At 33.8% G+C, this 17,393-nt stretch carries 15 protein-coding genes and 1 pseudogene; 6 read left to right on the top strand and 10 right to left on the bottom strand.

What is annotated here, in order from left to right; genetic code table 11:
- Positions 1 to 12 precede the first annotated feature (12 nt).
- Positions 13 to 1,218, top strand: a pseudogene (locus tag O3603_RS08105) (ISL3 family transposase).
- On the opposite strand, the gene O3603_RS08100 reads toward O3603_RS08105, so the two are convergent.
- The gene (locus O3603_RS08100; protein ID WP_371522083.1) at positions 1,215 to 1,697 is read right to left on the bottom strand and encodes a hypothetical protein; all 483 of its coding nucleotides are present in this window, start codon (positions 1,695 to 1,697) and stop codon (positions 1,215 to 1,217) included. The pseudogene O3603_RS08105 and the gene O3603_RS08100 overlap by 4 nt on opposite strands.
- 724 nt (positions 1,698 to 2,421) lie before the next feature.
- Here O3603_RS08100 and O3603_RS08095 point away from each other — a divergent pair.
- Genes O3603_RS08095 through O3603_RS08085 form a run of 3 tightly spaced genes read left to right on the top strand, consistent with a single transcriptional unit; the run spans position 2,422 to position 7,275 of the window.
- Positions 2,422 to 4,608: a peptidase domain-containing ABC transporter gene (locus O3603_RS08095; RefSeq protein ID WP_371522081.1), complete on the top strand. Its 2,187-nt coding sequence runs from the start codon at positions 2,422 to 2,424 to the stop codon at positions 4,606 to 4,608.
- A gap of 10 nt (positions 4,609 to 4,618) precedes the next feature.
- Positions 4,619 to 5,926, top strand: coding sequence for an HlyD family secretion protein (locus O3603_RS08090; RefSeq protein WP_371522079.1), 1,308 nt, complete (start codon positions 4,619 to 4,621; stop codon positions 5,924 to 5,926).
- Positions 5,927 to 5,931: 5 nt separating this feature from the next.
- The gene (locus O3603_RS08085; RefSeq protein WP_371522077.1) at positions 5,932 to 7,275 is read left to right on the top strand and encodes a TolC family protein; all 1,344 of its coding nucleotides are present in this window, start codon (positions 5,932 to 5,934) and stop codon (positions 7,273 to 7,275) included.
- A 144-nt stretch (positions 7,276 to 7,419) separates the two neighbouring features.
- Here the strand turns inward: O3603_RS08085 and O3603_RS08080 are convergent, their stop codons facing one another.
- The 7 genes from O3603_RS08080 to O3603_RS08050 form a co-directional block, all read right to left on the bottom strand.
- Positions 7,420 to 8,202 carry a transposase gene (locus O3603_RS08080; RefSeq protein ID WP_371522075.1) on the bottom strand — a complete coding sequence of 261 codons (783 nt, stop codon included), beginning with the start codon at positions 8,200 to 8,202 and terminating at the stop codon, positions 7,420 to 7,422.
- Positions 8,203 to 8,356: 154 nt separating this feature from the next.
- Positions 8,357 to 9,304 (bottom strand): hypothetical protein, encoded by a 948-nt coding sequence (locus tag O3603_RS08075; RefSeq protein WP_371522073.1) that lies wholly within the window; start codon positions 9,302 to 9,304, stop codon positions 8,357 to 8,359.
- Between the two features lie 252 nt (positions 9,305 to 9,556).
- Positions 9,557 to 10,462 (bottom strand): hypothetical protein, encoded by a 906-nt coding sequence (locus O3603_RS08070; RefSeq protein WP_371522071.1) that lies wholly within the window; start codon positions 10,460 to 10,462, stop codon positions 9,557 to 9,559.
- Positions 10,463 to 10,511: 49 nt separating this feature from the next.
- Positions 10,512 to 10,703, bottom strand: coding sequence for a hypothetical protein (locus tag O3603_RS08065; RefSeq protein ID WP_219447074.1), 192 nt, complete (start codon positions 10,701 to 10,703; stop codon positions 10,512 to 10,514).
- Positions 10,687 to 11,664 (bottom strand): hypothetical protein, encoded by a 978-nt coding sequence (locus O3603_RS08060; RefSeq protein ID WP_219447072.1) that lies wholly within the window; start codon positions 11,662 to 11,664, stop codon positions 10,687 to 10,689. The genes O3603_RS08065 and O3603_RS08060 overlap by 17 nt, the downstream gene beginning before the upstream one ends.
- Positions 11,661 to 12,260, bottom strand: coding sequence for a hypothetical protein (locus O3603_RS08055; protein ID WP_371522069.1), 600 nt, complete (start codon positions 12,258 to 12,260; stop codon positions 11,661 to 11,663). Before O3603_RS08055 ends, O3603_RS08060 begins: the two co-directional genes overlap by 4 nt.
- Before the next feature lie 81 nt (positions 12,261 to 12,341).
- The gene (locus O3603_RS08050) at positions 12,342 to 12,536 is read right to left on the bottom strand and encodes a hypothetical protein (RefSeq protein ID WP_371522067.1); all 195 of its coding nucleotides are present in this window, start codon (positions 12,534 to 12,536) and stop codon (positions 12,342 to 12,344) included.
- 576 nt (positions 12,537 to 13,112) lie between these two features.
- Between O3603_RS08050 and O3603_RS08045 the strand changes: the two genes are divergently transcribed.
- Positions 13,113 to 13,577, top strand: coding sequence for a DUF4099 domain-containing protein (locus O3603_RS08045; protein ID WP_371522066.1), 465 nt, complete (start codon positions 13,113 to 13,115; stop codon positions 13,575 to 13,577).
- Entirely contained in the window at positions 13,502 to 14,188 is a 687-nt protein-coding gene (locus tag O3603_RS08040; RefSeq protein WP_371522064.1) for a DUF3945 domain-containing protein, read from the top strand. Before O3603_RS08045 ends, O3603_RS08040 begins: the two co-directional genes overlap by 76 nt.
- 359 nt (positions 14,189 to 14,547) lie before the next feature.
- Here the strand turns inward: O3603_RS08040 and O3603_RS08035 are convergent, their stop codons facing one another.
- A complete protein-coding gene (locus tag O3603_RS08035; RefSeq protein WP_371522062.1) occupies positions 14,548 to 15,933 on the bottom strand; it encodes an ATP-binding cassette domain-containing protein in 1,386 nt (461 codons plus the stop codon).
- A 278-nt stretch (positions 15,934 to 16,211) separates the two neighbouring features.
- Complete coding sequence (locus O3603_RS08030; protein ID WP_371522060.1) at positions 16,212 to 17,384, bottom strand: AMP-binding protein; 1,173 nt, start codon at positions 17,382 to 17,384, stop codon at positions 16,212 to 16,214.
- Positions 17,385 to 17,393 lie beyond the last annotated feature (9 nt).

Here is a 17,393-nt window from a genome sequence, read left to right as displayed (position 1 = left end):
AACCTCAAGAACATGAATACCAGCATAATGCAAAACGCCTTAGGAGTCTCCCAACAAGATTGTCAGAATCTGCGCTACGAAGGTAATAACTTAGTTTTAGAAATCCAAACTCCAAAGGAAAAACTTTGTTGTCCTGTATGTGGAAGTCATAATATTAATCGTAACGGCAGTCATATTCGTCGCTTTGTAAGTGTGCCCATAGGTCTGAGCAAGACCTATATAGACATGCGTGTACATCGTATTCAATGTCACGACTGTGGCTGTATCAAACAAGAAAACATCGACTTTGCGAAAGGGAAACGCCGGTACACAAAAGCCTTTGCGAATATGGTGCTTGACCTGTCTCGCTTTGCTACAATCCAGGACATATCATGGTTTCTTCAGGTATTTTGGGATGTAGTGCTTAATATACATATGGAGTTTCTGCAGTCGAATTACTCCAACCCAGACCTTTCTACTTTAAGGCATATTTCCATTGATGAGTTTGCCACTCATAAGGGGCATGTATACAAGACAATAGTTGTAGATTTGAATAATGGTCATATTGTCTATGTCGATGATGGCAATGGAAAGAATGCCCTTGATGGTTTCTGGGAACGTCTGGGCAATAACAAAGAACATATACAAGCAGTATGTACAGACCTTTCTGCCGCATATACTCGAGCTGTAAGTGAGCATCTTCCCAATGCGGCACTTGTAGTAGACCACTTTCATGTAACCAAGCTTATGAACGAAAAACTGGACTTGCTAAGAAGAAAGTTATGGCATGTGGAAAAGGACGTCAACAAGCGTAAAGTAATCAAAGGAACACGTTGGTTGTTGCTTAGAAATGGAAATGATATCTTTGATCATGCACACAGAAATAGACTGGAGAACGCTCTAAGCCTAAACCGTCCGCTAATGATTGCCTATTATCTCAAAGAAGAACTTAAGGAAATATGGAATCAGTGTAGTAAGCAAAAGGCTAAAGCTGTCTTGGATGAATGGGTAAAGCAAGCTATAGAATCCAAAATACAGCCATTAATGAAAATGGTGTCAACTATTAGAGCATACAAGACATACATATTAGTATGGTATGACCATTAAATAACAAACGGAACAATAGAAGAAATTAACAACAAAATAAAGGTTTTGAAAAGACAGATATATGGGTTCAGAAATGAAGAATACTTCAAATTAAGATTATATGCACTGCATGATAGGCGTCTACGCATTTAACGGAAGAACCAATTTTTATTCTTGTTTATTGTAATAATTGCATCTGGCGACCCATTTGTTCCAAGATTATTGATTAATGAACAATACAAGCTAGTTGGATAGAAATAACCATTATATTTGGTGTAGGAAACTGTTGTTTTCACATCCTCTTCTTCGGGGAGGTCATCCCATACAGCTTTAATACGAATTTTATAATCAGAATTTATATTCAGACAATTTCTCCAAATATCAGTAGCTACTTCCAGACATTTAGAGACGGAATCTGGGATGTTTTCATCATATGAAATATCAAAAGAAATGTCCGTTTTATTATTAATCCTTGCTGTTTTTGATAGGATAGGTTGTGACGACATTATGCCAGCTCCATTTTCTTGGAAATGTTCGACATAATCTATAGTAACTAACGTTTGCGATTGTGTTTCTTGTGGATAAACCAATACCAACAAAAAGAATGCAAAAAGTATCATCTGATTTTTCATAAATATTCCTTATTATAGTCTTTTTGGTTTCGATTTAAAAATATTTATTGTATTATTACAGTAGTTTGGTAAAAAGTTGGTTGTCAATCGCAATTTGCGAAAGACCTTTTAGTCGACTTTTCTTCATGTTATTTAAATTTTGTTGTTCCATTTGTAACTGTTCAGCGATAATGAACGTTGAATATCAAGAACTTATAAACATAATATTGTGGCAAAAGGCTCGAAATGACATCCTTTACCAGAATTTGTATATATTTGTTTATGTAACTTATCGATAATCAATAATAGTTCATACAACTTATCGCTGAATAGTTACGAAAAATTGCGGGTTCTAATGAGATTTGAGTTTAAGAAAGAAAATTGCGATATCAAACTTGCTAACATTGTAGAAGAACGAGAGAATTTATTATGACAACTACAAGGGACCTTATCTTTGCTTTGTCGTATAGCTTTCCTAGCACAAAATTTAATATGGTTAAATAAAAATACAAAATTCCTTGCAATAATGTAAAAAAGAAAGTATATTTGCAGTGCCAAGACCGATATGTAACGATTTATGTAGCATGCTGGCCTATAAAAATCCTTTGGAACATCGCACCTTTGGATTTTACCAAGACAAGAGCACTTTTAGGATTATCCGAAGACTCTGCAAGCAAATAACTAAATCTCAGCCCCTGTTATAAAATGAGGAGTACTATAATTTAGAACATTTACAAAATTTTCTATGAATTTTCCTAATTACAGACAATTAGATGGTATGGATTGTGGCCCAACTTGTCTTAAAATCATTGCACAATATTATGGTCGGAATTATTCGCTACAGATGCTTCGCGATAAATGTCACATAAATCGCGAAGGAGTTTCTTTGTTGGGTATCAGCGATGCATCAGAGATTATTGGTCTAAAGCCAACTGGTGTCATAATAGAATGGAATGAATTGAAAGAACATGCCCCTCTACCATGTATTGTTCATTGGAATCAGCAACATTTTATAGTAGTTTATAAAATTAAAAAGAAGAAAGTGTACGTTTCAGACCCAGAAGCTGGGTTATTAGTATATAGAGAAGAACAATTTATCAAGTCATGGGATCAATCTAATGGTAAAGATTCTCCTAGAGGAATTGCCCTTATCTTAGAACCAACACCAGCTTTTTATACAGAAAAAGGAGATGAAGATAAGAGAACGAATTTTTATCAATTATTGGCTTACCTAAAACCGTACAAGAATTATTTAGTTCAACTTACGATTGCAATGCTTACTGCAAGCATATTAAGTCTAATTTTACCATTTTTGTCTCAATCTGTTGTTGACAAAGGCATTGGCACAAATAATCTATCATTTGTTGTAATGATGCTTATAGCCCAAGTAGCTTTGGTCCTAGGTCAGATGGCAAACAATTTAATTCGCTCGTGGTTAATGCTTCACATGACATCCAGAATTAGTATCTCGTTAATATCTAATTTTCTCTCAAAACTTATGAGATTACCTATTTCTTTCTTTGATTCTAGGAAATTAGGGGATATTATGCAAAGAATAGGGGATTTTGGAAGAATCCAAAGTTTTCTGACAGAGTCTATGTTAAATATGGTAATGGCAATAGTTACTTTCATAATTTATGGATGTGTAATTGGGGGATATAATATAAAAATATTGGGTGTTTTTTTATTTGGCAGCCTTTTATACGTTTTGTGGATATTGGTATTTATGAAGCGCAGACGTAAACTTGATTATATGCGTTTCCAGGAAGCATCTAATAATCAAAGCAGCATCGTACAGTTAATAACAGGTATGCAAGATATTAAACTGAATAATTGCGAAAAACAAAAACGTTGGGAATGGGAACGGATTCAAGCCCGATTATTTCATGTCTCAGTGAAAGGTCTGTTATTAGGACAAACACAAGATGTTGGAGGAACTTTTATAGACCAGATTAAAAATGTGGTAATATCTTTTATAGCTGCACGTTCTGTGATAGATGGCAGTATGACCTTGGGTATGATGACCGCTTTGCAATATATAATTGGACAGTTAAATGCACCTCTTTCTCAATTTATACAATTTGTACAAAGTACTCAAGATGCAAAAATTTCTTTGGAGAGATTGGGAGAGGTACAAGAGAAAGAAGATGAAGAACCTGTGGATAAAAATTTTATTTTAGAGGTACCCAATGATGTTGAAATAATTTTTAAAGACGTGACATACCAATATGATGGTCCTCACTCTCCTAAAGCCCTCAAAAATGTCTCACTAACAATACCATCAAATAAGGTGACAGCAATAGTTGGAACATCAGGAAGCGGTAAATCTACTATAGTGAAAATGATGTTAGGATTCTACCAACCTGTTAAAGGTGAAATCCTTTTATGTGGTAAGAATTTATCACTTTATAGCCCTTCCGCATGGAGAAAAACATGTGGTTCCGTGATGCAAGATGGATATATCTTTTCTGATACCATTGCTAATAATATTGGAGTGAGTGACGAAAGACCTAATATGGAAAAAATTAATTATGCTGCAGAGATAGCAAATATCAATGATTTTATAGAAAGTTTGCCCCTTGGGTATAATACGAAAATTGGTTCTGATGGAATGGGGCTAAGCTCTGGTCAAAAGCAGAGAATTTTAATTGCTCGAGCGGCTTATAAAAATGCAAAAATGCTATTCTTTGACGAAGCAACAAACTCTTTAGATGCCAATAATGAAAGGACTATTATGGAAAGGCTTAAAAAAATGTTTTATAATAAAACGGTTGTTGTAGTTGCCCATCGCTTATCTACTGTTAAAAATGCAGATAATATAATAGTTATGGCACATGGTTCTATTGTTGAACAAGGTAAGCATAGTGAACTGATAGCAAAACAAGGCTATTATTATAAGTTAGTTAAAAATCAATTGGAATTAGATAATTAAGGGAAAGATAATGCCAGATATAAATAATTTTTATAGTGAAGAAGCCCAATCAATTATGGGAAAGGCCCCTTCTTGGGTTGTAAGATGGGGCGTAACGTTTTTTTTTATTATTTTTGTTGGTTTTTTATTGGGATGTTACTTTGTTAAGTATCCTGATATTATCTCTGCTCCCATTCAAATAACAACCTATAATCCGCCAGTAGATTTAATTTCTCGGTATGATGGATTGATTGATACAATGTGTTGCAAGGACGGCGAACAAGTGAAACAAGGTGATGTAATAGCAATTCTCGCAAGCACAGCTAAGTGGAACGATGTAAACTTTGTATCTCAAAAGTGCAATGTTCTTTCTAAAGCATACTATCCAGAGGCTGTTAAGGAAAAATGGATTGATAATGATTATAACTTAGGTGAAATACAAGTAGCTTTTACTTCTTTTCAAAAGGAAATTAGAAGCTTTCGCCATTTTCTTACAAAGAAACATATCGAACAAAAAAAACAATTATTAACGATGCAACTTGTAAATAGTCGTGATAATTATGAAAGAAAGAAAGAACAGTATTATTATTCAAGTCAAGATTTGGCACTACAAAAACAGTTGTTTACAAGGGATTCAATATTATTTAAAGAGAAAGCTATTTCCTCTGTTAATTATGAGACCTCTTTACAACAACTAAAACAGAAGCAAAAAATACAATCAGGTGCTCATGCAGAACTAACTTCAAGTGCATTGCAAATCCTACAATTAGAACAGCAAATTTCAGAACTTAACATTCAAAAAGATGATGAGATGTCTGAACATCTTCGGACTTTAGATCAAAGTATTCAGCAATTGAAAACTGAAATTTTAAAATGGATGCAGACATATGCTATTGTAGCACCGATATCAGGTCGAATTACTTTCATTAACTATTGGAATAAATATCAAAATATCAAAATAGGTGATAAGTTAGCAAGTATTATACCTCGAGGGAATGATCAAATAATTGGTCGTATTCAAATTCCTTCATCAGGTTTTGGTAAAGTTAAAATTGGACAAAGAGTTAACATTAAACTAAATGGATACCCCTATATGGAATTTGGTGTGTTGAATTGTGAGATTAAATCATTATCTGCTGTTCCTGAACAAATAGTCCATTCAGAAGGTAAATCGATAGTCTATGTAGCTGAAGTATCATTGCATAACCATTTAATTACTTCATATGGTAAGGAAATACCGATGATTCAACAGATGGATGGAACAGCGGAAATTGTAACAGAAGAAATGAGATTAATCTCTCGTTTCTTTAATCCAATTATTTCAATCTTCAAAAATTGAAAGTTATGCATAAAATTATCAGTTTCTTTCTATTTATATTATCTTGTCAAACCTTATATTCTCAAGAAAAAAAATGGAGCTTGATGGATTGTATAACTTATGCTGAAGAGCATAATGTTGATGTTAAAAGCAAAAAATTAGATATTGAAAGCAAAAAAATTAACTTATCAGAAGCGAAATGGGCTTTTGCTCCAAATATAGTTTTAAAAAACAACTATTCGTTATCACAAGGACGTGTTTTGGACCCAACAACATATGATTTTATAGAAAACCAAACTGTCCAAGGCAATAATACTGTTATAACAGCTTCAATAGATTTATTTGATGGTTTTAAAAAAAGTAATATATTTCAAAGAGAGAAGTTAAATTTTAGCTCCACATTATATAGTCTGGAGAAGGTAAAGTATGATTTAAGGCTAAATATCACAGCTTATTATCTTCAGGTACTATTGGCTTATGAAAACATAAAAATTTGTGAGCAGATACTGAATTCACTCAAAACTCAGAAAGAAAAGGTGAGCGATATGTTTAGGATTGGTAAAGTTACTAAAGCTGATTTTTCGCAAGTTGAGACCCAACTTGCTAATGCAGAAACTAATTTATTGAAAGCCAAGAATGAATTATATATTGCTAAATTAAATATCTGTAGGCTAATTGATTTTGATAATTTTAAGAATTTTGAAGCTGAACCTGATGATTTTGAGAAGCCTGATGACCTTCCTAAATTATCTGAAGTTATAGAAGCTATATGTTTTTCTCCCGAAATAAAAAAAGCGAAAGTTTTGATTGAAATACGAAAGCGTGACGTAACTATAGCTAAATCACAATATTATCCAATTGTTACATTAAATGCATCATTAGCATCTAGTTTTTCTAGTGCTAGGGGGAAAATGATATATAATAATGATGGCACATCTTATCAGAAGATATATCCATTTATAAACCAATATAGAGATAATTTAAGTAATTTTTTTACCCTTAGTGTAAATATTCCTATATTTAATCGCTATGCAACCAGAAAAAATGTACAAAGAAGCAAATTGGCATTAACGCAGGCAGAATATTTATTAAGGTCAGCTGAATCTAATTCTAAATATGAAGTTAATAAAGCATATTTAGATTTGCAAAATTACTGGCAAATTTTTAATTCTACATCTAAATATTTATCATCTTCCATAGTTGCATTGGAGGAGATTGAGAAAAAATATTTATTAGGTGCAGCAACTATAGTAGATTATAATACTGTATTAAATCAATATATAGATGCATCTACAAAATATTCTCAAGCAAAATACAGATATGTATATCAAACAAAAATAATTAAATTTTATTTTGGACTTATAAATTAATCTTACAGTTTAAAGTAAAAAATATGAGCATCGGCAGTTTCATTTTTCTTTCAAGTCATGAGTTATATCCTCAGTGTTATTTTAACCCAAGTTTAACACTCACTTTCGCCTAATCTAACTGTCACCGTTCTTTTATCATTTTTCTTATGGGCTCTGTGTCCTACAAATTTTATTCTTTTTGAATGGTGAGTGTTTTAAGTCCAACTTATCGTATATTTGTTTTGCTTGCTTCGAAGGACTACTACATTGGCGCATCTCGATGGTTTCACCTAATGGATTCTTCCCTTTTGTGGTGACGAGCTTTTGGGTACTCATACGTCGTACTATCTCGGTCCAGTAACAAGATTCTCCTTCTCGTTTTAATTGACAACGGATGGTGTTTACCACCCAGTAGGCTAATAAACCGAAGAAGAGGTGTGCGTCACTTCGCTCATCTTTCTGATGATAGATAGGACGGAGGTTGAGATCATTCTTTAGTTGTCTGTTCGTACATTCTATCTCGCGAATGAGATTGTAGTATTCCCATGTCACACGCTCAGAAAGTGTCCTGACATTGCTGCGGAGGAAATAGACTCCGTGACCAGATTCCATTGCCGATAGGTCTTTTATCTCCCAGTCTACACGCAGCATCTGATTGGGTTTCTTCTCGTTTTTTATGTAGCTTATCTGGTAGAACTTCGCTATAGATGGGTACTTCTGTATGGCACGTCCTGTACGTTCAACAACCTTTTCATAGGTTTTTGTTCCACCTTTCTTCGATATTCCATCGTTTATCCTCTGCAGTTCCATCTCAAAACGCTCTCTCCAGACTCTGTTCATGGACGACTCTGTCATAGCTTTCGATGGAGATGTTATTTCGAGATAATAATCCTTATCATCCTCTGTCTTAACCTCTTTCAGCGTTATCTTCTGCCGATGGGCATCCATTACAGTAACGCTCTTATTATCATCACTGAGCGAGCGTATACTCCTTCATTTTCGTACGAGATACACAGAGATAATTGTAACCCTTTTTCTTTATTAGCTCCAAGTTCTCTTCCGTGGCAACACCTGCATCCATGACAACGAGCGTATCCTTGGTTCATGATGGATTTCTCTTTGCCAGCGTATCAATCATATTGGATAGAGACTTGGGATCTGCTGTATTACCCTCCAAGATTGAAGAATAACGTATAAAACCTTCTTTATTGATACATAATGCAAGTACAAGTAGCTTACAATCAGAGCGTTTTTCTTTTGAACGACCGAACTTGGCTTTATCGCTATTACGCTTACTACCCTCGAAATAGAAGTTGGTTAAGTCGAAGAGCATCAACTTGTTGTCTATATTAAAGAGATTGTCAGTAACGCTGCACAAATGACACTCTAACTGTTCCTTTAGTTCATATAACTTGTCTGTGATTTTATACAGAGAATTGATCCCTGGTGTCCAGCCAGGAGCTCCACTGTAAAGTTCGCCAGCAGCCGAGTTATCGCGCAAATAATAATAAGATGAACGTTCAGAAACTGCATATACCGTACGGACAATCAATGCTGATAAAGCCGTGTGTATCGTATTCTCCGTCCAGCCGTTTTTGCGCAGAAAACCCTCTAATTGCAGCTTGTCTATTGTCTGCTTGCAGAGCCACTCAGCACCAACATTCCTTGCGTCAGTATAGTTTGCCGTCTCAAGGTCAATATAGTTCTCGTATTTTCTCAGCGACTTCTGCTCTTCCTTATTAAACCGATCGATTCCACCTTCTTTCTCCATACGAATCCACCATTCGTCAGCCTTTGCCTGTTCAATAGGAGTAAGCCCGTCAAGGTGTTCTATGAAAAGCGAGGGTGTACTTCTGTTTTTGAAGCGTTCGGTAAGTGCGTATGCTATTTTTCGAACCTGTACAACAGTAAGTGAAGGTTCGAACCCGATATTCAACAGAATTAGCGAATGTACATGACCCTGCACATCACGATATGACTCCTTGATGCGATAATAAGGAGCCATGTCGCCTGTGGCAGGGTTAAATCGTGTCTGTACATTTGCGTGCATGAGTGCAAAGTAACAAAATAATTTTGATACGACTGTGTCCTACAAATCAGATTTTACTCCTCGTTACAATACCCTATACTTGATTATCAATCATTTATCAAATTGATACTACACAAAATATCCCGAATATTTATGAAAAATAATTTTGCCGGTTAAACTTGGGTTAGAGTAATAAGCAGATAACTGTAAATTAAGTCATTGTAAAAATAAACAAATATTGGAATATCCCTATCTTATTTCAATTACTGACAGTCAGAAAAGATTACATTTATTCGGCTTCTCATAGTAATTATTCACTCCTCCTCTACAATCTATACAACATTTCCTGAATTTGCATTGGCGACAATCTTCTACATCTTCTTTCTTGATATTCGACAAAAAATGATATGTTTTATTAGACAAAACATCTATTAAAGAAGTGTTACTTATATTGCCATAAATAACTGAAGTTGAGGGGCAATTACGTATATTTCCTTTGACATCAATTGATATTTTTTTCCAAAGGCAGGTATTTCCTAAACAGTATTTTGCATATGAGTCAATATTAATGCTAAAAAGATTTTCACTAATTAGTCCACAATCATTTGAATTGGTAATCTTATTTTTATTAAATATTATTTTATTATCTAATGTATGTAAATCCATTGAATTCATTACTACAAGTCTCGATATATGAAAAGGGTAAGATGCTAATATGTGAGTATATGCTGAAATATTTGTTTTTTTATCATGATTAAAAACCACCTCTATATTGAAATATCCGTAACTTATAACATCCTTTATTATTTTTTTTAATTTTTCCGCACTACAAATAAAAAAAAGCCTCAACTGAATAAAATGTGAAATTCTCCTACTTGGAAGTGTTGATAGAACATTATGAAGATCTTTGATTGAGTTTACATCTATTATTAGAGATTCGAATGGAAAAGGGATTCCCCATTCCTTGAAACTATACGAAGAAAATGTTGTCGGGAATCTAGTGATTATTGCCATACCATTATTAACCATATAATCGACAAGTTCTTGGTCATATATACGTGGAATATTTATCTCCTCATATTTGACTTCTTCTTCTCCTATAATAAATATTGAAGATGATTCTAAAATTTTTCCCCATTCGATAGGTATTTCTGAATATGAATTTTCTTCTATATCCATAATAAGATATTCGGATAATCCAGAAGTTATAATAACACTAGGTAAAATACTAAAATACATCATAAATTTTACTATTTATACATGATGAATCTGCTTCACATAAAACATGCTGTTCGTATGGATGAAATACAGTTTCTCTATTTAGAAACACAGATTCTTGCTCTTTTGCTTTTATGCCTCTTAAATTTGAAAACGCTAACGGTAGTTTTCCACATTTAGTTAATCTATCTAACTCGTTCATCTATTTTAATTAATTGTTCTGCAATAAATCTCTCCATGCATTGCCCAGTTCTCCTAGAATAACCAGCAATTTGTCCCACTGGATTAATCTCTAAAAAATAGAAGTCACCATCTGGAGTTACGATCATATCTATACTGCCAGTATTTAATTCAACATTTTTTAAAAAAGATATAAGTTGTTTTTCTATATTTCGAGGTAATTTATATGGTACTAGCTTGCTTCCTCTTAAATTCTCTGTAACCCTAGAATCTATCTGAGTTATCTCATTATGTTGTGACATTAATGCAGTTGAAAAAAACTTGTTATTAAAATAAAAAATTCTCAATTCAAACGCCTTTGGAAGATATTCTTGAAAAAGTGAATTTGAGAAAGTACTTGCAGTTGAAGCTCTAATGTCATCAATATTAATTATTTTTGTAAATATTGGATTGAATGTAATACCATCAGATGATGTAACAGGTAAATAGTTGCCTATTGCTTTTGTTATGACCCTATTATTATGCGACTTCACAAATCTTATAAGTTGTTTTTTTTCAGTCGTCACTATTGTGTCGGGAACACGAAGTCCCACACGCTTGGCTTCTTTTAGCATTAGTAATTTATTTATAGCGACTCTTTTTGGTGAAGGAAACCAAACCGCATCTTTTAACTCTTCGAATAACAAATTACGTATCTCGATAGATTCGTTGAATAAGTTAGAAACTATGGCTTCATTTAGAATCTTGTCCTTTGATATTTGAAATTGATACGGGTACTGCCATCGCCGATATAAAACAACAGAAATATTTTTTAGAGATATGCCATTTAAAAAAATATCATCGATGGTATATTCAAATTTTACATTTCCTCTCATCAAACTTTCCCCTGTCAAAACAAGATAATCTGCATTGTAAAATTCAAGCCAATTTATTATTTCAATATGAGAGAAATCTCCTGTGTCTGAGTTTAAAATCAAAATCATTTTATTATATAATTTGGTAGTAATGGTAAACCTAACTCATTCATTAAACTATCTGATAACCATTTATCTTCTTGTTTAACATAAGGTTTTTTCAGCCAGCTCTTAAATGCTGTGTTAAAAATTGTACGATGTTCACATACTACATAATATTTGTCTAGAATAAGCATGCATGTCGACGATGAAAGCCTTCCCTTTTTAACTTCGGATATTAACATTTGTCTTAAATGTCTATTTAAACGTCTCGGATTATGAAGAAAAATAGCTAATAATGATGCATTTATAGACTCTTTATGTAAATACGTTTCACCAAGCACTTTTCCATCGATCCACCCATATTTTTTTATAATTTCTATTGCCCGTTGAAAATTAATTGAATCTACAGAGAAGAGAAATGCCCTCACATCCGCCTTTTTTTTAAATTGGTGTAATGAAGAATCTCTGACTCCTTGGTCTAATCCGTACATTTCTGAAAGGACTAATGCTATACTGTCTGTAGGAATATTAGAGCAAGATGTAAGAGGTACTTTGGGAGAGAGGGAGTAAGAGCAAAAAAGAATTAAAAAAAATAGAAGAGTAGCAATTTTTTTATTTTTCATATAAAACTAAACAAAATTTTCCTTTTACCATTCCTAAATAAAAATAGTAAAAGGAAATTCCTACCACAATATGGGTTACTTTTACTTAATAAGCCCTTCTGAAAATGAATTTATCAAACTATCACCTGGTTCAGGAAATGTAACAACAATCGGCTCTCCTTTTCCCACCTGACCTTCTGGATACTCATTCTCTACAATAACTCCGACTTCTACCATTTCTGTAGTTGTCGTTCCTCCCACAATTTGAGACATTTTAGCTTTCTTTATTTCTTTCATTTGGAAAACATATGACTTAATGGCTACTTCTCAATATGATAGGCTTTGCCTTTCCCATTTTATTATGCCACAAATATACAAAAAATATTATTAAATAATTATATATAGCTAACCAAGATACATTATTTTAATAATATTTAATAAATAAGATACTTTTGCAGCGTTATACTTAACAATAGTTTACTCATATTCTAAAAGTGTAATCCAGATTTCCTCGTTTTTCCTTTGACATCCCACTTTACCCAATTCCCAATTAATCTCATTATATACCTATAATTTAGCGGTTCAATAGTAATATTCATCATTAAAATTATCAAGCAATGGAATCAAACAGCAATGACAATTACGTGCTGGTCTTGGAAGACCGCACGGAAGTAAAGAACGAAAAGGAAGCAAGGAAAGCTCTCCGTAGTTTCTGGTATTGACGACAAGGGAAACCTTAAAACCACTGAGGCAATCGCTGCCAATCAGGCAGCGTTCTTGAAGTTTAACAACAAGGACTGACTGCTGAAGAACTTCATGGCCAACTTCCTCAAACAGTTCAATAATCCGACTCATTTCGGGTTGTACAAGGTATTGGCAGACAATGTGGAGCAGAGCGTGGACAATCTGCGCACCATGCTACAAAGCCGTGAAAAGCCAGAAAGCAAACAGCAACTAGCTGAAATGGGCATTCCTTTTGAGGACTATCTGCCCCAGCAGAAGAATGCCACCGCTATCTACTCCGAAAAGGTGGATTGGAAGATGCTCAACGATCTCGGTCTTTCCCGTGAGCGATTGGAGCAGAATGGAGAATTGGAAAAGATGCTCAATTGGCAGAAGAGCAATCTCATCACAATTGCTGTTCCTATCGGCGGCACCACCATCTACACTGAAGCACGCCTTGCGTTCCGTACGGACGATAACGGCAATATCGGCTTGGCAATTCATCCATTGAGAAAAAAACACAGCTTGACTTTCCCTATATGGGTTACAAGCTCTCTCCCGAAGAAAAGGAGCAACTCCTTGCTATGGGCAATCTTGGCAAGACCATTGAGGTAACACCTAAGAATGGAGAGCCTTTCTCTGCCTACGTATCTATCGATCCGCAGACGAATGAAATCATAGCCCTGCGTGCTGATCGTGTGAACATCCCTAAGGAAATCAAGGGTGTAACGCTCTCTGATGCCCAGTACAAAGAACTTGTGGAAGGCAAAGCCGTGAAGGTGGAAGGAATGACTGCCAAGACTTTAAGTGAACGCTTCGGCAAGGTACTTCAGCAACGTCAGTCTATGACTATCAATCGTAATGACAAATCCACCTCTATCTCCACACAGATGGACAGTCTTATCCCTGCAAGCAAGATTTCAAACCTCACACAAGGTATATTCGTAGGTGCGGTATCCGACAACTTCGACGAACGTATCGAACAAAAGATTTTCCACGCAGAGATTGTGGTGGACAGTGCCAAGGTCTCTGAGGAGATGAAAGCCAACCAGCCAATACCAACAATAGCAGACTTTACAAACGAAGATGGTTCCGACAATCTCAAAGAGACTATCGAAGTCAATTATAAATGTATCAAGCAGGACATTTTCGCCTTAGTTGACAACGAATTTGCCCGAATTAAAGCCGATCCTATTCTCAAACATTTGATAAAGAATGACAAATAATCGATACTGTATTTCTTACACTTAGGACATTTACAGAAAAACATGAATCCCTAAAAAACAATGTTTTGATTGATCTAAACTCTAAATTCCATTACTGAAATATATGACTTCATTAATGCCAGGTTCTAAAAATACAGCGAAGAACGATACTATAAACAGCACTTAAACCTTTATGATGAATTATTTCACTCAAATTATACCATAATAAAAATGATTTAGGAGTTAATTGTCCCTAAGCGTTGAAACATTATCGGGCGAAAAAACACTATCAGCGGCTGGTAATCGCACTACATACGACTTGGTACTAATTGTATAAGTTTGTTCTCTTTAAGTATACAAATAGAAGAAAGATAGATTTGCTATTTTAAATCTATAATCTTATCGAACTTCCCTTTTAATAGGTTGTTATGAGATACCATTATAATAGATAGATCTGGATAAGCTTCAAATATATTATGTAGTATGATGTTTTCCGACACCCTATCTAATGCACTCATAGATTCATCTAATATCAATATAGGACACTTTTTTAGATGTGCAAAAAATAAATATCGAGATAGTAAAATACGTTGTTTTTGACCTCCAGAAAGGTTATTTCCATTCTCACTAATAATACTGTCTAAACGATTACTTTTCGCTTTTAATACAACATCGAGTCCCGTGACCTTGATAATTTTCTGAATGTCTTGCCTATTGTAAGTACATCCCAATACTATATTAAATAATACAGTGTCATTAAATAACAAAGTATCTTGAGGAGAATATATAATTTGTTTTGAAAATTCTTGAGGTGAAATTGTGTTGTCATCGTAATAAAACTTTGTTTCTTTCGCTGGGGGCAAAATTCCAGCCAAAATTTCCAGTATTGTACTTTTGCCAGATCCACTGCTCCCCATAATTAACACATGTTCCCCCCGATTCAGTTTCAAATTCACATTATTGTTATTTAAAGCCGGAACTTCTCTTGATAATTTTTCATCAGGTCGTATATTCTGAATTTTTACGCTATTCCAATGACTGCTATTTTCATGTTTATGCGTATCTACTTTTCTGTCAAAACAAACAATAAAAGATTTGATATTCACATCTGTATCAGTTGCGAGTGTATTTATCCATGTAAACTCCTTAAATAAACCTGTATATATAGAGATGTACGAAAAAAGTGCCACTAAACTCCCTAAGTATTGATTAGATGGGAGGCTTGAGTTTTTTATAATGAATCCAATAATAAGTATTATTGTCATAAATATCAGGATAACATCAACACTTACAAGTTTGGTTATAGTTATAGTATTGGATTTATAATAATGCTCTTTTGTTAAGAGGACTCTTCTTCTGAGGACTGAATCAATTGGTTGGAATAGATTTAGGGAGACAATGGTAGATAGATTTCTTAACAAATCAGCAAAAAAAGAAAATACAATATGTTCTTTGTCCAGTAATTTCTTTTGTGACATAGAATAACGTTTATCTAAAAGAATTGTTAAGTAGAAGGCTAATGCTCCCAAAAGAACAGCAAGGATGCCAAGGAAAACAGAAAAACAGCCTATAGCAACAATTGATAAAATAAGCCTGAATAATACTTCTATGTAATGAAACTGGTCATTAAAATAATCACGACATCCATCACATGACTTTCTAAGTCGACTTAATTCGTTTCCCGTATGTTTTTCTGTCTTGAGATATAGTTGGTTTTCAGTATAGAGTGAATAATATGCAGAAGAAAGATATTCTTGGTATATCATAAATGATATTTTCCTCTGCAAATAATATGCAGGAATAAATAGTAACCATTCTATGATTTTAATACAGAAAGAGAAAGTAAAGAATTTGTATATGTGTTGGTGTAGAGATACCGTATTCTGAATATTGTCTATGAATGTCTTGAATATCAAAGGTTGTGTCATAGAAATAGAAATTGCAGATAATAGTAGAATATAGATTATAACTTGAAGTATTCTATGTCCGGTAAAACACTTCCATTCAAATCTTATAAGAGAAATATAAGCATGTTTACTCATTCTTATCGTCTTTGTTTTTTTCCTGTAATGGTACGGTGTATACTATCTACATTTTTGTATAAATCTGGATAATATTCTGTCGATATATTATCCCTCCAATATGACCTAATAATGCTATTTGAAATGACGTTTTTTTCAGAAACATATTCTAAAATCAATTTGTTCTCACTTACATACAATAAGCAATCTTCAATCCCCATACATCCAAGTAAAACATTTTCAATGACAGAGCAGTCAATTCTGATCCCATTGTATTTAATAATCTCCTTACTTCTTCCTATCAAATACAGTTTATTTTGTTTGTCGTATCCCACACTGTCTCCTGTAGGTATTATTTCATTTGTTAATAAATTTAATATACTAAGGTCGTATTCTCCTACCTCATTTAAGGACACTTCATATGTATAAATCGGAAGTGGTGACGCGAGATTATATAAAGTCTCCTCTGCTACTTCTTTTGATTCGAAATTTGAAACAAAAATTGCTGATGGAATCTCTGTAAGCCCATAGCGATTAGATATCAATATGTTTTTATTATGGGCATAAATGTTCTCAATCAATTTCTTACTTGGTTTATCTGTACCTAATCCTATATGTTGAATCTTATCAAGAAAACTTCCATGAAGGAGTTCTATTGATTTCTCTACTATAAACGGAGACGCCAAGATGCTATTTATTCGTTTTTCGCCACAACTGTGTATTGTTTTAATTATATCCAAGATAGAGAATGTATCTGGAAAGTATGAATGCACGCCATATATAAGCATTTCTATTAAAGAAGAAAAACCAAACGAGTGATTTAGCGGACAACATAACAAGAAACGTTTATACCTACCTAAATAATCGTTCATCGGCTTATACCGTTTAATTGCTTCGCAGATGAAAAAAAATGACAGACTTGTATTCTCCACAACATGAGGGATACTTGTTGTCCCACTAGAATTGAAAAAGAAAGAATAAGATTCTTTAGTCGAAAAATATTTATCGACTGTAATCGTTTGTCGGTTTTCTATTATGGAGTCAATGATCTGTTCGTCAAATACTTTTATACTTTTATCTTTTGGCAAGAAAAGATAAGATGGTATTCCTAATTGAATCCCTGCTAGTTGTAAAATTACAAAAGAAATTGGGTCCGAACAATTATTGCAAAAAGCCGGAATTTGTTTCTCAAACAAAAAACTCGT

The sequence above is a fragment of the Prevotella sp. 20925_1_30 genome (genome assembly GCF_041433025.1).
GTDB classification, from domain to species: Bacteria; Bacteroidota; Bacteroidia; order Bacteroidales; family Bacteroidaceae; genus Prevotella; species Prevotella vespertina.
This window is presented reverse-complemented; position numbering and strand designations above follow the sequence as displayed.